General features: G+C 73.1%; 14 protein-coding genes. 7 read left to right on the top strand and 7 right to left on the bottom strand.

Going from position 1 to position 15,532, the window contains the following annotated elements; translation table 11 throughout:
- The first annotated feature begins 60 nt into the window (after positions 1 to 60).
- From N4P33_RS12670 to N4P33_RS12655, 4 genes are all read left to right on the top strand, one after another.
- Positions 61 to 2,658: a nitrate- and nitrite sensing domain-containing protein gene (locus N4P33_RS12670; protein WP_260826486.1), complete on the top strand. Its 2,598-nt coding sequence runs from the start codon at positions 61 to 63 to the stop codon at positions 2,656 to 2,658.
- Positions 2,655 to 3,092 (top strand): roadblock/LC7 domain-containing protein, encoded by a 438-nt coding sequence (locus N4P33_RS12665; RefSeq protein WP_260826485.1) that lies wholly within the window; start codon positions 2,655 to 2,657, stop codon positions 3,090 to 3,092. The genes N4P33_RS12670 and N4P33_RS12665 overlap by 4 nt, the downstream gene beginning before the upstream one ends.
- A gap of 22 nt (positions 3,093 to 3,114) precedes the next feature.
- Positions 3,115 to 3,525: a DUF742 domain-containing protein gene (locus N4P33_RS12660; RefSeq protein WP_260826484.1), complete on the top strand. Its 411-nt coding sequence runs from the start codon at positions 3,115 to 3,117 to the stop codon at positions 3,523 to 3,525.
- Between the two features lie 109 nt (positions 3,526 to 3,634).
- Complete coding sequence (locus N4P33_RS12655; RefSeq protein ID WP_260826483.1) at positions 3,635 to 4,240, top strand: ATP/GTP-binding protein; 606 nt, start codon at positions 3,635 to 3,637, stop codon at positions 4,238 to 4,240.
- A gap of 26 nt (positions 4,241 to 4,266) precedes the next feature.
- Here the strand turns inward: N4P33_RS12655 and N4P33_RS12650 are convergent, their stop codons facing one another.
- Complete coding sequence (locus tag N4P33_RS12650) at positions 4,267 to 4,695, bottom strand: PPOX class F420-dependent oxidoreductase (protein WP_260826482.1); 429 nt, start codon at positions 4,693 to 4,695, stop codon at positions 4,267 to 4,269.
- A 76-nt stretch (positions 4,696 to 4,771) separates the two neighbouring features.
- Between N4P33_RS12650 and N4P33_RS12645 the strand changes: the two genes are divergently transcribed.
- Positions 4,772 to 5,185 carry a roadblock/LC7 domain-containing protein gene (locus N4P33_RS12645; protein ID WP_260826481.1) on the top strand — a complete coding sequence of 138 codons (414 nt, stop codon included), beginning with the start codon at positions 4,772 to 4,774 and terminating at the stop codon, positions 5,183 to 5,185.
- A 127-nt stretch (positions 5,186 to 5,312) separates the two neighbouring features.
- Positions 5,313 to 6,230, top strand: coding sequence for a DUF6397 family protein (locus N4P33_RS12640; RefSeq protein ID WP_260826480.1), 918 nt, complete (start codon positions 5,313 to 5,315; stop codon positions 6,228 to 6,230).
- A gap of 1 nt (position 6,231) precedes the next feature.
- On the opposite strand, the gene N4P33_RS12635 is transcribed toward N4P33_RS12640, so the two are convergent.
- Together N4P33_RS12635 and N4P33_RS12630 are read right to left on the bottom strand one after the other, a co-directional pair.
- Complete coding sequence (locus tag N4P33_RS12635) at positions 6,232 to 7,098, bottom strand: acyl-CoA thioesterase II (RefSeq protein WP_260826479.1); 867 nt, start codon at positions 7,096 to 7,098, stop codon at positions 6,232 to 6,234.
- A 19-nt stretch (positions 7,099 to 7,117) separates the two neighbouring features.
- A complete protein-coding gene (locus tag N4P33_RS12630) occupies positions 7,118 to 9,631 on the bottom strand; it encodes an RNA helicase (protein WP_260826478.1) in 2,514 nt (837 codons plus the stop codon).
- Positions 9,632 to 9,776: 145 nt separating this feature from the next.
- On the opposite strand from N4P33_RS12630, the gene N4P33_RS12625 reads away from it, so the two are divergent.
- Entirely contained in the window at positions 9,777 to 10,571 is a 795-nt protein-coding gene (locus N4P33_RS12625; RefSeq protein ID WP_260826477.1) for a metal-dependent hydrolase, read from the top strand.
- 23 nt (positions 10,572 to 10,594) lie between these two features.
- Here the strand turns inward: N4P33_RS12625 and N4P33_RS12620 are convergent, their stop codons facing one another.
- The 4 genes from N4P33_RS12620 to N4P33_RS12605 all read right to left on the bottom strand — a co-directional run bounded on the left by N4P33_RS12620 (position 10,595) and on the right by N4P33_RS12605 (position 15,441).
- A complete protein-coding gene (locus N4P33_RS12620; RefSeq protein ID WP_260826476.1) occupies positions 10,595 to 10,858 on the bottom strand; it encodes a type B 50S ribosomal protein L31 in 264 nt (87 codons plus the stop codon).
- A gap of 114 nt (positions 10,859 to 10,972) precedes the next feature.
- Positions 10,973 to 11,443, bottom strand: coding sequence for a DUF5709 domain-containing protein (locus N4P33_RS12615; RefSeq protein ID WP_260826475.1), 471 nt, complete (start codon positions 11,441 to 11,443; stop codon positions 10,973 to 10,975).
- Between the two features lie 378 nt (positions 11,444 to 11,821).
- Positions 11,822 to 13,603 carry an ABC transporter ATP-binding protein gene (locus N4P33_RS12610; RefSeq protein WP_260826474.1) on the bottom strand — a complete coding sequence of 594 codons (1,782 nt, stop codon included), beginning with the start codon at positions 13,601 to 13,603 and terminating at the stop codon, positions 11,822 to 11,824.
- Entirely contained in the window at positions 13,600 to 15,441 is a 1,842-nt protein-coding gene (locus tag N4P33_RS12605) for an ABC transporter ATP-binding protein (RefSeq protein WP_260826473.1), read from the bottom strand. Before N4P33_RS12605 ends, N4P33_RS12610 begins: the two co-directional genes overlap by 4 nt.
- Positions 15,442 to 15,532: the final 91 nt, after the last annotated feature.

Raw genomic sequence — 15,532 nt, 5'->3', positions numbered from 1 at the left:
CGCCCGCCGGCACCGACGCCGTCACCGGCCTGCCCCGACCACTCTTCGAGCGAGGAGTCCATGCGCCCACCCCGTAGGACCCCCACGGCCCGCGCCGAAGCGTCGCCCCCGCCTCCTCCGCGCGGCCGGCGCGCCCACGCCGGGCCGCCGGCCGACGAAGGCCCGGACCCGCTGGGGGAGCCCTCCCCTCAGCAGGCACCCCAGCGCGCGGGGCGCGGGATCACCGCGCCGCGCACCGTGCGCGCCAAGATCGTCTGCCTGCTGATGGTGCCGGTGGTCTCCCTGCTCGCCCTGTGGGGCCACGCCACGGTCACCACCGCCCAGGACGTCGCGAGGCTCCGCCAGATCCAGCGCGTCGACGCCACGGTCCGCGCCCCGGTCGCCGCCGCCGTGGCCGCCCTCCAGGCGGAACGTTCAGCCGCCGTGCGCCGCGTCACCGACGCGTCCTCCGTATCCGCCGACGACCTGGCCGAACGCGCCCGCGCCACCGACCGGGCCGTCGCGAAGCTGCGGCTGGGCGAGGACGGCACCGTCGCCTACGGCGAGGAACTGCCCCGCGCGGTGGCCGACCGGCTCGAGGCGTTCGTCACCGCCACCGAACGGCTGCGGCCCCTGCGCACCGACGTGCGCGAGGGCGACGCGGGCTGGCGGGCGACGTACGACCGGTACACCGACACCATCGCGGCGGCCTTCGGTGCCGTCAGCGCCCTCACCGGGCTCCAGGACGCCGATCTCGGCTCCGACGCGCGCGTGCTGCTGGAGTTCTCCCGCGCGGGCGAGGCCCTGGCCCAGGAGGACGCGCTCCTGGCCGGTGCCCGCCTCGACGGCGGACTCGCCGGGGAACGGCTGCGGCTGTTCACCGGAGCCGTCGCACTGCGGCGCGGGCTCACCGACTCCGCCGTCACCGACCTGCGCGGCCCGGAACGCACCGCATGGACCACGCTCGCCGGCAGCGACTCCTACGCCGCGCTCGCCGCCACCGAGGACAAGGTGCTCACCGGCGCCCCCGGCTCCCGGGCCCTGGAAGCGGCACCCGCGGCCACCTGGGACACCGCTCACGCGCGCGTGCGGGACGGCATGCGCACCATCGAGGCCGACGCGGCCCGCAGGGTCGCGCACCGAGCCGATCCGCTCACCCGGGGACTGCTCACCCCGGCGGGCGCCGCGGTGTTCTTCGGCCTCGCCGCCGTCGCCGCCTCCCTCGTCATCTCCGTCCGCATCGGCCGCGGTCTCGTGATCGAGCTGGTGCGCCTGCGTAACGACGCCCTGGAGATCGCCCGCCGCAAACTCCCCGAGGCGATGCGCAAACTCAGGGCCGGGGAGGACATCGACATCCGCGCCGAGGCCCCTGCCGGGCCGCCCGCGCAGGACGAGACCGGCCAGGTCGCCGAGGCGCTCGGCACGGTGCACCGGGCCGCGCTGCGCGCCGCCGTGGAGCGCGCCGAACTCGCCGGCGGCATCTCGGGCGTGTTCGTCAACCTCGCCCGCCGCAGCCAGGTCCTGGTGCACCGTCAGCTGAGCCTGCTCGACAGCATGGAGCGCCGCTCCGACGATCCGGGCGAGCTCAGCGACCTGTTCCGCCTGGACCACCTCACCACCCGCATGCGGCGCCACGCGGAGAGCCTGATCATCCTCTCCGGGGCGGCTCCCGGCCGCGCCTGGCGCATGCCGGTCTCCCTCACCAACGTGGTCCGCGCCGCCGTCTCCGAGGTCGAGGACTACGCGCGCGTCGAGGTACGGCAACTGCCCGAGACGTCCGTCGTCGGGGCGGCCGTCGCCGACCTCACCCACCTCCTCGCCGAGATCATCGAGAACGCCGCCCAGTTCTCCCCGCCGCACACGCGCGTGCGCGTCACCGGCGAACCGGTCGGCAACGGCTACGCCGTCGAGGTGGAGGACCGCGGACTCGGCATGGGCAAGGAGACCCTCGCCGAGGCCAACCGCCGCATCGCCCAGTCCGAGGCGCTCGACCTGTTCGACAGCGACCGGCTCGGCCTGTTCGTGGTCAGCAGGCTCGCCGCCCGCCACGACATCAAGGTGCACCTGAAGACCTCCCCCTACGGCGGCACCACCGCGGTCGTCCTGCTGCCCACCAGCCTGCTGGACGACAGCGCGGCGGCCGCTTCCCCCGGCGGGACCCGGCCGGCGCGTCCCGTCGAGGAGCGCACGTTCGCACGCGTGCCCGGCGAGGAGGAGCGCACGTTCACGCGCGTGCCCGGCGAGGAGGACGCACGCGCGCGCGTGCCCGGCGACCTGCCGCAGCAGCGGACCGTGCCCGCCCCGGACGACCGCCCCGCGCTGGTGGCCCCGGTGGCTTCCGCGGCTCCCCCGACCGACGGGGCGGACACCGCCGCCCCGAACCGACCCCCAGGAGTCGCCACCTTGCGACTGCACCGCCCCCAGGAGGAGCCGGCCGGCTCCGACGACCTCCCGCGCCGCGTACGGCAGGCCAGCCTCGCCCCCCAGCTGCGCGAGAGCCGCACCGACACACCGGCCCCGGCGCGCCGCGACCAGGACGACCGCACACCCGAACTCGTACGGGACCGCATGACGGCCTACCGGGCCGGCTGGACCCGCGGCGGCGGCAGACAACCCGGCCGCGGCGCCGCACCCGGCACGGACAGGCAGCACGACGGCAGCGAAGGAGACCCCGCATGATCCAGGACCCGAGCATGAGAGCCGCCCGGCGCACCGGTGAACTCGACTGGCTGCTGGACGACATGGTGCTCCGCGTCGCCGACGTCCGCCATGCCGTGGTGCTGTCCAACGACGGACTCGCCGTGGGCGCCTCCAGCGACCTCGGCCGGGAGGACGCCGAGCACCTGGCGGCCGTCGCCTCCGGCTTCCACAGCCTCGCCAAGGGGGCGGGCCGGCACTTCGGCGCCGGCGGAGTGCGCCAGACCATGGTGGAGATGGACGACGCCTTCCTCTTCGTCGCCGCCGCCGGCGACGGCTCCTGCCTCGCCCTCCTCACCGCCGTCACCGCCGACATCGGCCTCGTCGCCTACGAGATGGCCCGGCTGGTCAAACGGGTCGGCGAGCACCTGTACACCCCGCCCCGGGTCGGTGCGCGGCCACCCGCCGCCGGATGAGGCGAGAAAGCGGCCCGAGCAGATGACCGAGCACACGACCGGCGTCCCGAGCGAGCCCGGCAGCCAGTGGTACGACCACGAGGCCGGGCCCCTGGTCCGCCCCTACGCCATGACCGGCGGGCGCACCAGGCCCGGCCCCAGCGGGGTGCACTTCGACCTGATCGCCCTGGTCACCCTCGACGCGGCCGCGCCCGGCGCCGACGACCCGGCGCTCGGGCCGGAACACCGCACCCTGATCGAGCTGTGCCGCCCGGAGACCCAGTCGGTCGCCGAGCTCGCCGCGGGCGCCGACCTGCCCGTCGGCGTGATCAGGGTGCTCCTCGGCGACCTCCTGGAACGCGGCTGCGTCACCGTCAGCCGGCCCGTGCCGCCCGCCCACCTGCCCGACGAACGCATCCTCCGCGAGGTGATCGAAGGACTGAAGGCTCTGTAGGAGCCCGCCCCGCCCCCGCACCCAGACACCGCGCGGCGACACCCGCCGCGCCCGCGGCATCCCCGTACCCCTGCCGACCCGCGGCCGGCACTCCAGAGAGAAGTGATCGATGGTCCCCGAGCACCCCGACGCCCCCGGCGGCGAACCGGCCGCGCTGGCGCTGAAGATACTGGTCGCCGGCGGTTTCGGCGTCGGCAAGACCACCCTGGTCGGCGCGGTCAGCGAGATCAGGCCGCTGCGCACCGAGGAGATGCTCAGCGAGGCGGGGCAACTGGTCGACGACACCGGCGGCGTGGACCAGAAGGTCACCACGACCGTCGCCATGGACTTCGGGCGCATCACCATCCGCTCCGGTCTGTCGCTGTACCTCTTCGGCACGCCGGGCCAGGACCGTTTCTGGTTCCTGTGGGACGAGCTGGCGCAAGGGGCCCTAGGCGCGGTGGTCCTCGCCGACACCCGGCGCCTGGAGGACTGCTTCCCGGCGGTGGACTACTTCGAGCACCGCGACATCCCGTTCGTGGTCGCCGTCAACTGCTTCGCTGGGGCACGGCGCCACGAGTCGCACGACGTGTGCCGTGCGCTCGACCTGGACCCCGGAACACCCGTCGTGCTGTGCGACGCGCGTGAGCGCGACTCGGGCAAGGAGGTGCTGATCCGGCTTGTCGAGTACGCCGGGCGCAGGCACACCGCCCGGCTGCTCGACTCGGTCGGATGAACTCCGGGCCCCGGCGGGGCCCGGGCTCAGTCGGCCACGCCCTTCTCCGAGAGCACCTTGTCGATCGTGACGCGCACGAGGAGCTCGCCCGGCACGCCGTTGCGGGCACCGAACTCCTCGGCGCGGTCCTCGCCCATGTAGCGGGCGCCGATCCTGGCCGCCCAGTGCCGCAGCTCGCCGGCGTCCTCCACGAAGCGGGCCCGGCCGTGCAGGACGACGAAGGCGAACGGCGGCCGGTCGTCGTCCACGCACAGGGCGATCCGGCCGTCACGCGCCAGATTGCGCCCCTTCACTGTCCGCTCCCCGGTGTTGAACACCACCTCGTCGCCGTCGAGCACGAACCAGATCGGCGCCACATGCGGGCTGCCGTCGGCGCGGACGGTGCAGAGCTTGCCGGTGCGGGTCCCGTCCGAGACGAACGCCCGCCACTCCTCGTCGGTCATCTTCTCTCCCATGGCTCCCATCCTCCTTGCCCGGCGCCCGCTCGTGGGGAAGGCTGACGCGGGAAAACACACGGGGAGGATGCGCGACATGGCGCAGAAGCAGGGACTCGACTGGCTGCTGGACGACCTGACCCAGCGGGTCGAGCACGTACGGCACGCACTGATCCTGTCCAACGACGGGCTGGTCACGAGCGCGAGCACGGGACTGCGCCGCGAGGACGCCGAGCACCTCGCCGCCGTCTCGTCGGGACTGCACAGCCTCGCCAAGGGGTCGGGACGCCACTTCGGCGCGGGCGGGGTGCGCCAGACGATGGTCGAGTTCGACGACGCGGTCCTCTTCGTCACCGCGGCCGGCACCGGCAGCTGCCTGTGCGTCCTCAGCGGCGCCGAGGCCGACATCGGCCAGATCGCCTACGAGATGACCCTGCTGGTCAACCGGGTCGGCGAACATCTCGACGTGGACGCCCGGCGGCCGGACCAGAATCCCGGAGATGGTCGCTGACCTGCGGATTTGCCATCCGCCGTGGAGTTATCCACAGGCCTGACGCGGAGAGTGACGAAAGAGATACGGTCGTTTCCGAGCGGGCGCACCCGGCGCCGGCCGCACCGACTCCACGGGGGAGACGACCATGCCCGGACACACCATCACGCACGAGGTCACGGCCACCGCCGAGCGCGCCACGACGGCCCGGACCACCGGACTCACCCCCACGCGCGCCGCGCGGGAACTGGGCCTCAAGCGCGCCGAGTTCGACCTCGCGGTGCACCTCGGACGCATCCGCACCGTGCCCGACGGCGGGGGAGGGAGCCGGCGGGTCGACCCGGCCGAGATCGAGCGGCTGCGCGGCCGGCCCGGATTCCCCGAAGGGCTGCGCGAGAGCGTCGAGACGGTGGGCACCACCCAGGGCGCGGCCCTGATGGACGTGACCAAGGCCCGATTCACGCGCCTGGCCCGGCTGGGGATGCTGGTCCCGGTCCGCTTCCATCTGAACCGCTATCGCGCCGTGGTCTGGCTCTATCTCGCCGACGAACTACGCCGGTTCGCCGCCGACGACAAGAACGCGCCGCTGCTGACCGGCTGCACGCCCGAGAGCCTGCGCAGCCAGCTCGACGCCGGCATCGACCTCAGGCCCCGCAACTGGCGCAACCGCCACCTGGGATTCATGCTCCGCCTGGCCGACGATCCCTGGTCCCGCGCGGGAGCGGTGGCGTCACTGCTCGACCCGCTGCATGTCGCGGAGGTCGTCAAGGACCCCTACGACCGCTCCTATCTGCACCGGTTCCGGCAGGCACCCCCGTCGCACGGCATGCCGGGCTCCCCGGCTGCGCATCTGGCCGAGGAGCTCATGACGGCCCAGGATCCCGACGAGATCGCCTGGTTGCAGTCGGACCTGGTGCGGCTGACGGACGAGGCGCAGCTGCACCGCGCGGCACCCCGGCCCGCCCCTCGCCTCCCCGAACCGGCCCACGAGACCGGCCGGGAGTCCCACCGGCGGCGCACCGGCTCCCGCCGCCTGTTCGGCAGGTGGCTCCGCGGCGGGCGATGACCTACAGCGCCCGGAACAGACCCTCCTGGACGACGGACACCAGCATCCGGCCCTCCCGGTCGTAGATCCGCCCACGGGCCAGACCCCGGCCGCCCGTGGCGATCGGCGACTCCTGGTCGTACAGGAACCACTCGTCCGCGCGGAAGGGACGGTGGAACCACATGGCGTGGTCCAGCGACGCCATGTCGAAGCCGCGCGGCCCCCACAGCGGCTCCACCGGGATGCGGACGGCGTCCAGCAGGGTCATGTCGCTGGCGTAGGTGAGCGCGCAGGTGTGCACCAGCGGATCGTCACCGAGCGGGCCGACCGCGCGCATCCACACCGCGCTGCGCGGCTCCGCGCCCTTCACCTCGTCGGGGTCCCAGCGCAGCCGGTCCACATAGCGGATGTCGAAGGGCTGACGCCGCGCCATGCGCTCCAGCTGCTCCGGCAGCGCGCCCAGATGCGCACGGATCTCGTCCGTGACCGTCGGCAGCGACTCCGGGTCCGGCACCGTCCGGGCCGGCGGCAGCTGGTGCTCGAAACTCCCCTGTTCAGGCTTGTGAAAGGAGGCGGTGAGGTTGAAGATCGTGCGGCCCTGCTGCACGGCGGTGACCCGGCGGGTCGTGAACGACCGCCCGTCCCGCACCCGTTCGACCTGGTACACGATCGGCACCCCGGGCCGGCCCGGGCGCAGGAAGTACGCGTGCAGCGAGTGCACGGGCCGGTCGCCGTCCGTGGTGCGGCCCGCTGCGACCAGCGCCTGGCCGGCCACCTGGCCGCCGAAGACGCGCTGCAGCGACTCCTGCGGGCTGCGGCCGCGGAAGATGTTCACCTCGATCTGCTCCAGGTCGAGCAGGTCGACAAGCCTTTCGGCCGGATTCGTCATGACGGGCATTCTCCTGTGGTCACAGCTGGCCGACATCGGTGACACGGACGACCGCACGGCCCTCCGCGTCGGAGGCGGTGAGATCGACCTCGGCGCTGATGCCCCAGTCGTGGTCGCCGTTCGGGTCGTCGAAGATCTGCCGGACCCGCCACAGCCCGTTCTCCGGCTCCTCCTCGATGAGCAGCAGCTTGGGGCCGCGCGCATCGGGGCCGGTGCCGAGCTCCTCGTACTCGTCCCAGTACTTGTCCATCGCCTGGCCCCAGGCCTCCGCGTCCCAGCCGGACTCGGCGTCCAGCTCGCCCAGCTCCTCCACCTGGTCCAGAGCGGCGAGCTCCACCCGGCGGAACATGGCGTTGCGGACCAGCACGCGGAACGCGCGGGCGTTGGCGGTGACCGGCTTGACCTGGTCGGCCTTCTCCTGGGCCTCCTCGGCGGTCATCTCCTCCGGGTTGGCCAGCTGCTCCCACTCGTCCAGCAGGCTGGAGTCGACCTGGCGCACCATCTCGCCCAGCCAGGCGATCAGATCCTGCAGATCCTCCGACTTCAGGTCGTCCGGGACGGTGTGCTCCAGCGCCTTGTACGCGCTGGCGAGGTAACGCAGCACGATGCCCTCGGTACGCGCCAGCTCGTAGAAGGACACCAACTCGGTGAACGACAGTGCCCGTTCGTACATGTCCCGCACCACCGACTTCGGCGACAGCGGATGGTCACCGACCCACGGGTGGCTCTTGCGGTAGGTGTTGTACGCGTGGAAGAGAAGCTCCTCCAGCGGCTTCGGGTACGTGATGTCCTGGAGGCGCTCCATGCGCTCCTCGTACTCGACGCCGTCCGCCTTCATCGCGGCGACCGCCTCGCCGCGCGCCTTGTTCTGCTGGGCGGCGAGGATCTGGCGCGGGTCGTCCAGCGTGGACTCCACCACGGACACCATGTCCAGCGCGTACGACGGCGATTCGGGGTCCAGCAGCTCGAACGCGGCCAGCGCGAAGGTGGACAGCGGCTGGTTCAGCGCGAAGTCCTGCTGGAGGTCGACGGTGAGGCGCACGATCCGGCCCTCGGCGTCCGGCGCGTCCAGCTTCTCGACGATGCCGCCGTCCAGCAGCGAACGGTAGATCGCGATGGCTCGCCGGATGTGCCGCAGCTGCTGCTTGCGCGGCTCGTGGTTGTCCTCCAGCAGGCGGCGCATCGCGTCGAAGGCGTTGCCGGGGCGGGCGATCACGGACAGCAGCATCGTGTGCGTCACCCGGAAACGGGACGTCAGCGGCTCCGGCTCGGAGTCGATGAGCTTGTCGAAGGTCTTGTCGGTCCAGCCGACGAACCCCTCGGGCGCCTTCTTCCGCACCACCTTCCGGCGCTTCTTCGGATCGTCGCCCGCCTTGGCCAGCGCCTTCTCGTTCTCGATGACATGCTCGGGCGCCTGCGCGACGACGAAGCCCTCGGTGTCGAAGCCGGCCCGCCCGGCGCGGCCCGCGATCTGGTGGAACTCACGGGCGCGCAGGGTCCGCACCCGGCTGCCGTCGTACTTGGTCAGCGCCGTGAACAGCACCGTGCGGATGGGCACGTTGACGCCCACGCCGAGCGTGTCCGTCCCGCAGATCACCTTCAGCAGGCCCGCCTGCGCGAGCTTCTCCACCAGCCGCCGGTACTTGGGCAGCATGCCGGCGTGGTGCACGCCGATCCCGTGGCGGACGTAACGCGACAGATTGCGGCCGAACTTGGTGGTGAAGCGGAAGTTGCCGATCAGCTCGGCGATCTGGTCCTTCTCCTCGCGCGAGCACATGTTGATGCTCATCAGCGCCTGCGCGCGTTCGACGGCCTGCGCCTGCGTGAAGTGCACGATGTACACCGGTGCCTGCCGTGCCTGGAGCAGATCGGTCAGTGTCTCGGTGAGCGGCGTGTAGCGGTACTCGTAGGACAGCGGCACCGGGCGCGTCGCCGAGCGGACCACCGCGGTGGGGCGGTTGGTGCGGCGGGAGAGGTCCTTCTCGAAGAAGGACACGTCGCCGAGCGTCGCCGACATCAGCACGAACTGCGCCTGCGGCAGCTCCAGCAGCGGGATCTGCCAGGCCCAGCCGCGATCGGGCTCGGCGTAGAAGTGGAACTCGTCCATCACGACCTGGCCGACGTCGGCGTTCCGGCCGTCGCGCAGCGCGATCGACGCGAGCACTTCGGCCGTGCAGCAGATGACGGGGGCGTCCGCGTTGACGGAGGCGTCGCCGGTGAGCATGCCGACGTTCTCGGTGCCGAACAGCTTGCACAGCTCGAAGAACTTCTCCGACACCAGGGCCTTGATGGGCGCCGTGTAGAAGGTGACCTCGTCACGGGCGAGCGCGGCGAAGTGCGCGCCCGCGGCGATCATGCTCTTGCCGGAGCCGGTGGGCGTCGAGACGATCACGTTCGCCCCGGACACCACCTCGATCAGCGCCTCCTCCTGGTGCGGGTAGAGGGTGAGACCCCGCTCCTCCGCCCACGACTCGAAGGCTTCGTACAGGGCGTCGGGGTCGGCGGTCGGCGGCAGCTGATCGATGAGGGTCACGCCCCCATCTTGCCTGCCCTCCCGTCCGATGCGGGAATCGGATGCGGGTACGAAGATCGCGAACGCTACGCTGTGCCGTCGGCGGCGCGGCAACGCCGCCGGTCAACCGGTCGGCGGCAGACGAGGAACGGGGCGGGCAGCGGCGATGATGGGACCAGCACACTCACTTTCGGGCGCCGCGGCCTGGCTGGGCGTCGGTGCGGCGAGTGCCGCGGCCGGACACACGATGCCCTGGCCGGTCCTGCTGGCGGGCGCCCTGATCTGCGCCGGTGCCGCGCTCGCCCCCGACCTGGACCACAAGGCGGCGACCATCTCCCGGGCCTTCGGACCGCTGTCCCGAGGGCTGTGCGAGATCGTCGACAAGCTGTCCTACGCCGTCTACAAGGCCACCAAGAAACAGGGCGACCCGCGCCGCTCCGGCGGCCACCGCACCCTCACCCACACCTGGCTGTGGGCGGTCCTGATCGGCACGGGGGCCTCGGCCCTGGCGATCGCCGGTGGCCGCTGGGCGGTGCTGGGGATCCTCTTCGCGCACATGGTGCTCGCCATCGAGGGGCTGCTGTGGCGGGCGACCCGGGGTTCCAGCAGCGATGTCCTGGTGTGGCTGCTGGCCGCGACCAGCGCGTGGATCCTCGCCGGTGTGCTGGACAAGCCGGGCAACGGTTCCGACTGGCTGTTCACCGCGCCGGGCCAGGAGTACCTGTGGCTGGGCCTGCCGATCGTGCTGGGCGCGCTGGTGCACGACATCGGGGACGCGCTGACGGTCTCCGGCTGCCCGATCCTGTGGCCGATACCGGTGGGCCGCAAGCGCTGGTACCCGGTCGGACCGCCGAAGGCGATGCGCTTCCGGGCCGGCAGCTGGGTGGAGCTGAAGGTGCTGATGCCGGCGTTCATGCTGCTCGGCGGGGTGGGCTGCGCGGCGGCGCTCAACGTGATCTGAGCGGCGGCGCGGGCGTACGGGCCTCAGCCGGCGCCCTGGCCGCCCTCACCGCCGTACCGGCGTTCGAAGCGGGCGACGCGGCCTTCCGCGTCCACGGTGCGGGCCTTGCCCGTGTAGAAGGGGTGGCTCTCGGAGGAGATCTCCACGTCCACGACGGGGTAGGTCTCGCCGTCGTCCCACTCGATGGTCTGGTCGCTGTGCGCGGTGGACCGGGTGAGGAAGGCGTATCCGGCGGCGCGGTCACGGAAGACGACCGGGTGGTAGTCGGGGTGCTTGTCCTGCTGCATGAATGCTCCATGGTCGAGCCGGGCGTTCAGGGCGTTCGAGGCGCTCCGGGCGGCGTTCCCGTCGGAGGGGGCGGGCAGGCGGCCGGCGGGCAAGGTGCCGGATCCGGTGCGGGGTCAGCCGGGCAGGGAGTCCTCGTCGACGACGTGCATGGCGGCCTCCTCGGCGGAGGCGGCCGCGCCGTCGATGCCGACGTCCGTGGCGACCAGGGCCTCCTCCTCGTCCTCGTGCGCCCCTTCGTCGGGGGCGACGAGCCGGCCGGAGCGGGCGGCGCCGACCTCGTTGTCGAGGAGTTCGCCGTCGGTGCCCTCGCAGTCGCCGAGACCGTCGCCGTCGGCGGCGGCGAGATCCGGCAGCTCCTCGGCGAGCCGCTGGTCCAGCGTCTCGCCCTCCAGACGCTCCGCCGCGGTCACCCCGCGGTGCTCCACGGCCCAGGGCCGCTCGGGCGGGGACCAGCCGCGGTCCAGGGGGTCGGCGACGCCGTCGTTCTCCAGGGTGTCCTCGGCGTCGAGCAGTCCGGCGTCGTCCTGGATCTCGGACGCGTCGGGCTGGTAGACGTCGTCGCCCCATCCGTCGGCGCTGTTCACGGGTACCTCCAGGGGGTGGGGACAGGCCCGTTCCCGCCGCGGCCCACGCCGGGCCGCCACTGCACGGAGCACTGGCGCCGCCGGTCCCCGGTCCAACGGGGTCCCGGCCGTTCCCCGAGCCGGTGCCTGACTCCAGCCTTCCACCCCGCTTCGGCACCGCGCAACGGCACGGCTTCCCCGCCGGGGGCCGCACGGCACGCCGGCCCCCGCGAGACCGCGCGGAACCGGGCACCCCGGAACTCCGGGCCGCGCGAGCTCCAGGCGGCCCTCACCAGGCCGGGCGAGGTCCGTGCGGGCATGAACCCCCGAGCTCAGGGGGCTCCGTCACCGGACCCGGGGCAACCGGAGTTTTCCAGTCACCCCGGGTTCCACCGCACCTCACCCGTGCCACGAGCGCCACAGCGCCGCGTACGCGCCGTCCGCGGCGACCAGCTCCTCGTGGCTGCCCAGCTCGCTGATGCGGCCGTCCTCGACGACGGCGATGACGTCCGCGTCGTGGGCGGTGTGCAGGCGGTGGGCGATGGCGACGACCGTGCGGCCGTCGAGGACGCGGGCCAAGGAGCGTTCCAGGTGACGGGCGGCGCGCGGGTCGAGCAGCGACGTCGCCTCGTCCAGGACCAGCGTGTGCGGATCGGCGAGCACCAGCCGGGCCAGCGCGATCTGCTGGGCCTGCGCCGGGGTGAGCGCCAGCCCGCCCGAGCCGACCTCGGTGTCGAGGCCGTCGTCGAGCGCGCGGGCCCAGTCGTCGGCGTCGACCGCGCCGAGCGTAGCCCACAGCTCGGCGTCCTGCGCGTCCGTCCGGGCGAGCCGCAGATTGTCGCGCAGGGAGCCCACGAACACGTGGTGCTCCTGGTTGACCAGCGCCACGTGCGACCGGACCCGTTCCGCGGTCATCCGGGACAGCTCGGCGCTGCCCAGGGTGACCGAGCCGTCCCGGGGCGCGTAGATCCCGGCGAGCAGCCGCCCCAGTGTCGACTTGCCGGCACCCGAGGGGCCGACCAGCGCCAGCCTGGTCCCGGGCGCGACCTCCAGCGACACCTTGCGGAGCACGTCGACGCCCTCGCGGTAGCCGAAGTGGACCCGGTCGGCGTGCACATGCCGTCCGTCGGGCGTGAGCGTGGCGTCGCCGGCGTCGGGCTCGATGTCCCGCACGCCGACCAGCCGGGCCAGCGACACCTGCGCCACCTGCAGCTCGTCGTACCAGCGCAGGATCAGCCCGACCGGGTCCACGAGCATCTGCGCGATGAGCGCGCCCGTCGTCAGCTGGCCCACGCCGATCCAGCCCTGGAGGACGAACACCCCGCCGATCATCAGCACCGAGCCGAGGACCGTGACGTGGGTGACGTTGATGACGGGGAAGAGCACCGACCGCAGCCAGAGCGTGTAGCGCTCCCACGCCGTCCACTCCCGCACCCGCTGGTCCGACAGCGCCACCCGGCTCTCGCCGAGCCGGTGCGCCTCGACGGTCCGGCCGGCGTCGACCGTCTCGGCGAGCGCGGCGGCCACGGCCGCGTAACCGGCGGCCTCCGAGCGGTACGCGGCGGGCGCCCGCCGGAAGTACCAGCGGCAGCCGGCCACCAACAGCGGCACGGCCACCAGCACCGCGGGCGCCAGTTCGGGCGCGGTGACCACCAGACCGCCCAGCAGCAGCACCGCCCAGACCACGCCGATGGTCAGCTGGGGCACGGCCTCGCGCATCGCGTTGCCGAGCCGGTCGATGTCGGTGGTGATCCGCGACAGCAGATCACCCGTGCCGGCCCGCTCCAGCACCCCGGGCGGCAGGCCCACCGACCGCACCAGGAAGTCCTCGCGCAGATCGGCCAGCATCCGCTCGCCGAGCATCGCCCCGCGCAGCCGCACCTGCCGTACGAACACCGCCTGCGCGACGAGCGCGAGCACGAACAGACCGGCCGTGAGCTCCAGATGCAGCTCGCGCGCCCCGTCCGAGACCCGCTCCACCAGCCCGCCGAGCAGATAGGGGCCCACCATCGAGGTGATCACGGCGATGGTGTTCACGGTGATCAGGAGCAGGAAGGCCCGGCGGTGCCGGCGGAGCAGTTCGCCGACGTACGCGCGGACGGTCGCGGGGGCTCCCACCGGCAGGGTGCCGGCCGTGGTCGGGGCCGCCGGATCGTAGGCCGGTGGCGCTACGCCGATCATGCTGTCTCCTCGATCTCTTCGAGCTTCTCCAGCCGCCGCAGCACCGCGTCCTCGCGCAGCGCATGGCTGTCCTCGTGCGGCACCTGGCCGTTCTCGCGCAGCACCTCGTCCTCGGTCTCCCGGGTCACCACCGCCCGGTACCGCGGCTCGGTGTGGACCAGGTCGCGGTGGCCGCCGACGGCCACGACCGTGCCCTCGTGCAGGAACACCACGCGGTCGGCCCGGTCCAGCAGCAGCGGTGAGGAGGTGAACACCACGGTGGTGCGTCCGGCGCGCAGAGCGCGGACGCCCTGGGCGATCCGGGCCTCGGTGTGCGAGTCGACCGCCGAGGTGGGTTCGTCCAGGACGAGCACCTCGGGGTCGGTGACCAGCGACCGGGCCAGCGCCAGCCGCTGGCGCTGGCCCCCGGACAGGGACCGCCCGCGCTCGGTGAGCCGCGCGTCCATCGGGTCCTGGACGTCCAGTGAGCCCTGCACCAGCGCCGCGAGCACGTCCCCGCACTGCGCGGCGTCCAGGGCCGCCCGCGGATCGACCTGCCCGGACGCGGGTACGTCGAGCAGCTCGCGCAGTGTCCCGGACAGCAGCACCGGGTCCTTGTCCTGGACCAGCACGGCCTGCCGGGCGCAGTCCAGGGGCAGTTCGTCGAGCGGTACACCGCCGAGCAGCACGGAGGTGCCGGCCTGGGCGGCGTGTCCGCCGAGCCGTTCGGCCAGCCTCCCCGCCGCGTCGGGGTCTCCGCACACCACGGCGGTGAGCACACCGGCCGGGGCGAGCAGGCCCGTCTCCGGGTCGTACAGATCGCCGGAGGGGGCCTCGCCGGCCCGTGAACCCGCGGTGTCCGTGGCCCGCTCCAGCGCCAGCACCCGCGCGGCCCGCCGGGCCGAGGGCTTGGAGAAGGAGTACGCCATCGCGATCTCTTCGAAATGACGTAGCGGATACGTCAGCAGCATGACCGAGCTGTAGACGGTGACGAGTTCACCGACCTCGATGCGGCCCTGGCGGGCGAGATACACGCCGTACCAGACCACGCTGATCAGCAGCAGTCCCGGCAGCAGCACCTGGATCGCGGCGATCAGCGACCACATGCGGGCACTGCGCACGGCGGCGTGGCGCACCTCCTGGGAGGCGCGGCGGTAGCGGTCGAGGAAGAGCTCCTCGCCGCCGATGCCGCGCAGCACGCGCAGCCCCGCCACGGTGTCCGAGGCGAGCTCGGTGGCGCGCCCCGCCTTCTCGCGCTGGACGTCGGCCCGCCGGGTGGCACGGGGCAGCAGCGGCAGCACGGCGACGGCGAGCACGGGCAGTCCCACGGCGACGACGACACCGAGCGCGGGCTGGTAGACGACGAGGCCGACGCAGACGAGGACGATGGTGACCGCCGCCGCGGTGAACCGCGACAGGGCCTCCACGAACCAGCCGATCTTCTCGACGTCACCGGTGGACACGGCCACCACCTCACCGGCCGCGACCCGCCGGGTCAGCGCGGCACCGAGGGCGGCCGCCTTGCGGGCCAGCAGTTGCTGGACGCGCGCGGCGGCGGTGATCCAGTTGGTGACGGCCGCCCGGTGCAGGAAGGTGTCGCCGACCGCGTTGCCGGCGCAGGCCAGCGCCAGCAGGCCGCCCGCCAGCGCGAGCCGGCCGCCCGAGCGGTCGACGGCGGCCTGCACGGCCGTACCCACGCAGAACGGCAGCGAGGCGACGGAGGCGAAGTGCAGCAGCCCCCAGGCGAGTGACGTGAGCTGCCCGGACAGCTGGTTGCGGAAGAGCCACCACAGGAATCGGGGACCCGAGCGTGCGTCGGGCACACCCGGGTCGGAATAGGGAAGGTCTTGAATCTGCATGATGTCCCAGGGACTTGGAGCACGGGCAGGCGGAGAGTCAGCAAACCGTGACAGGTTGCCGCCGCTCCGTGCGGGCAGGCAACCGGTTTTC

Source organism: Streptomyces sp. 15-116A (genome assembly GCF_025290915.1).
GTDB lineage: Bacteria > Actinomycetota > Actinomycetes > Streptomycetales > Streptomycetaceae > Streptomyces.
The sequence above is the reverse complement of the archived record's forward strand: the minus strand, read 5'-3'. Positions and strand labels throughout refer to the sequence as shown.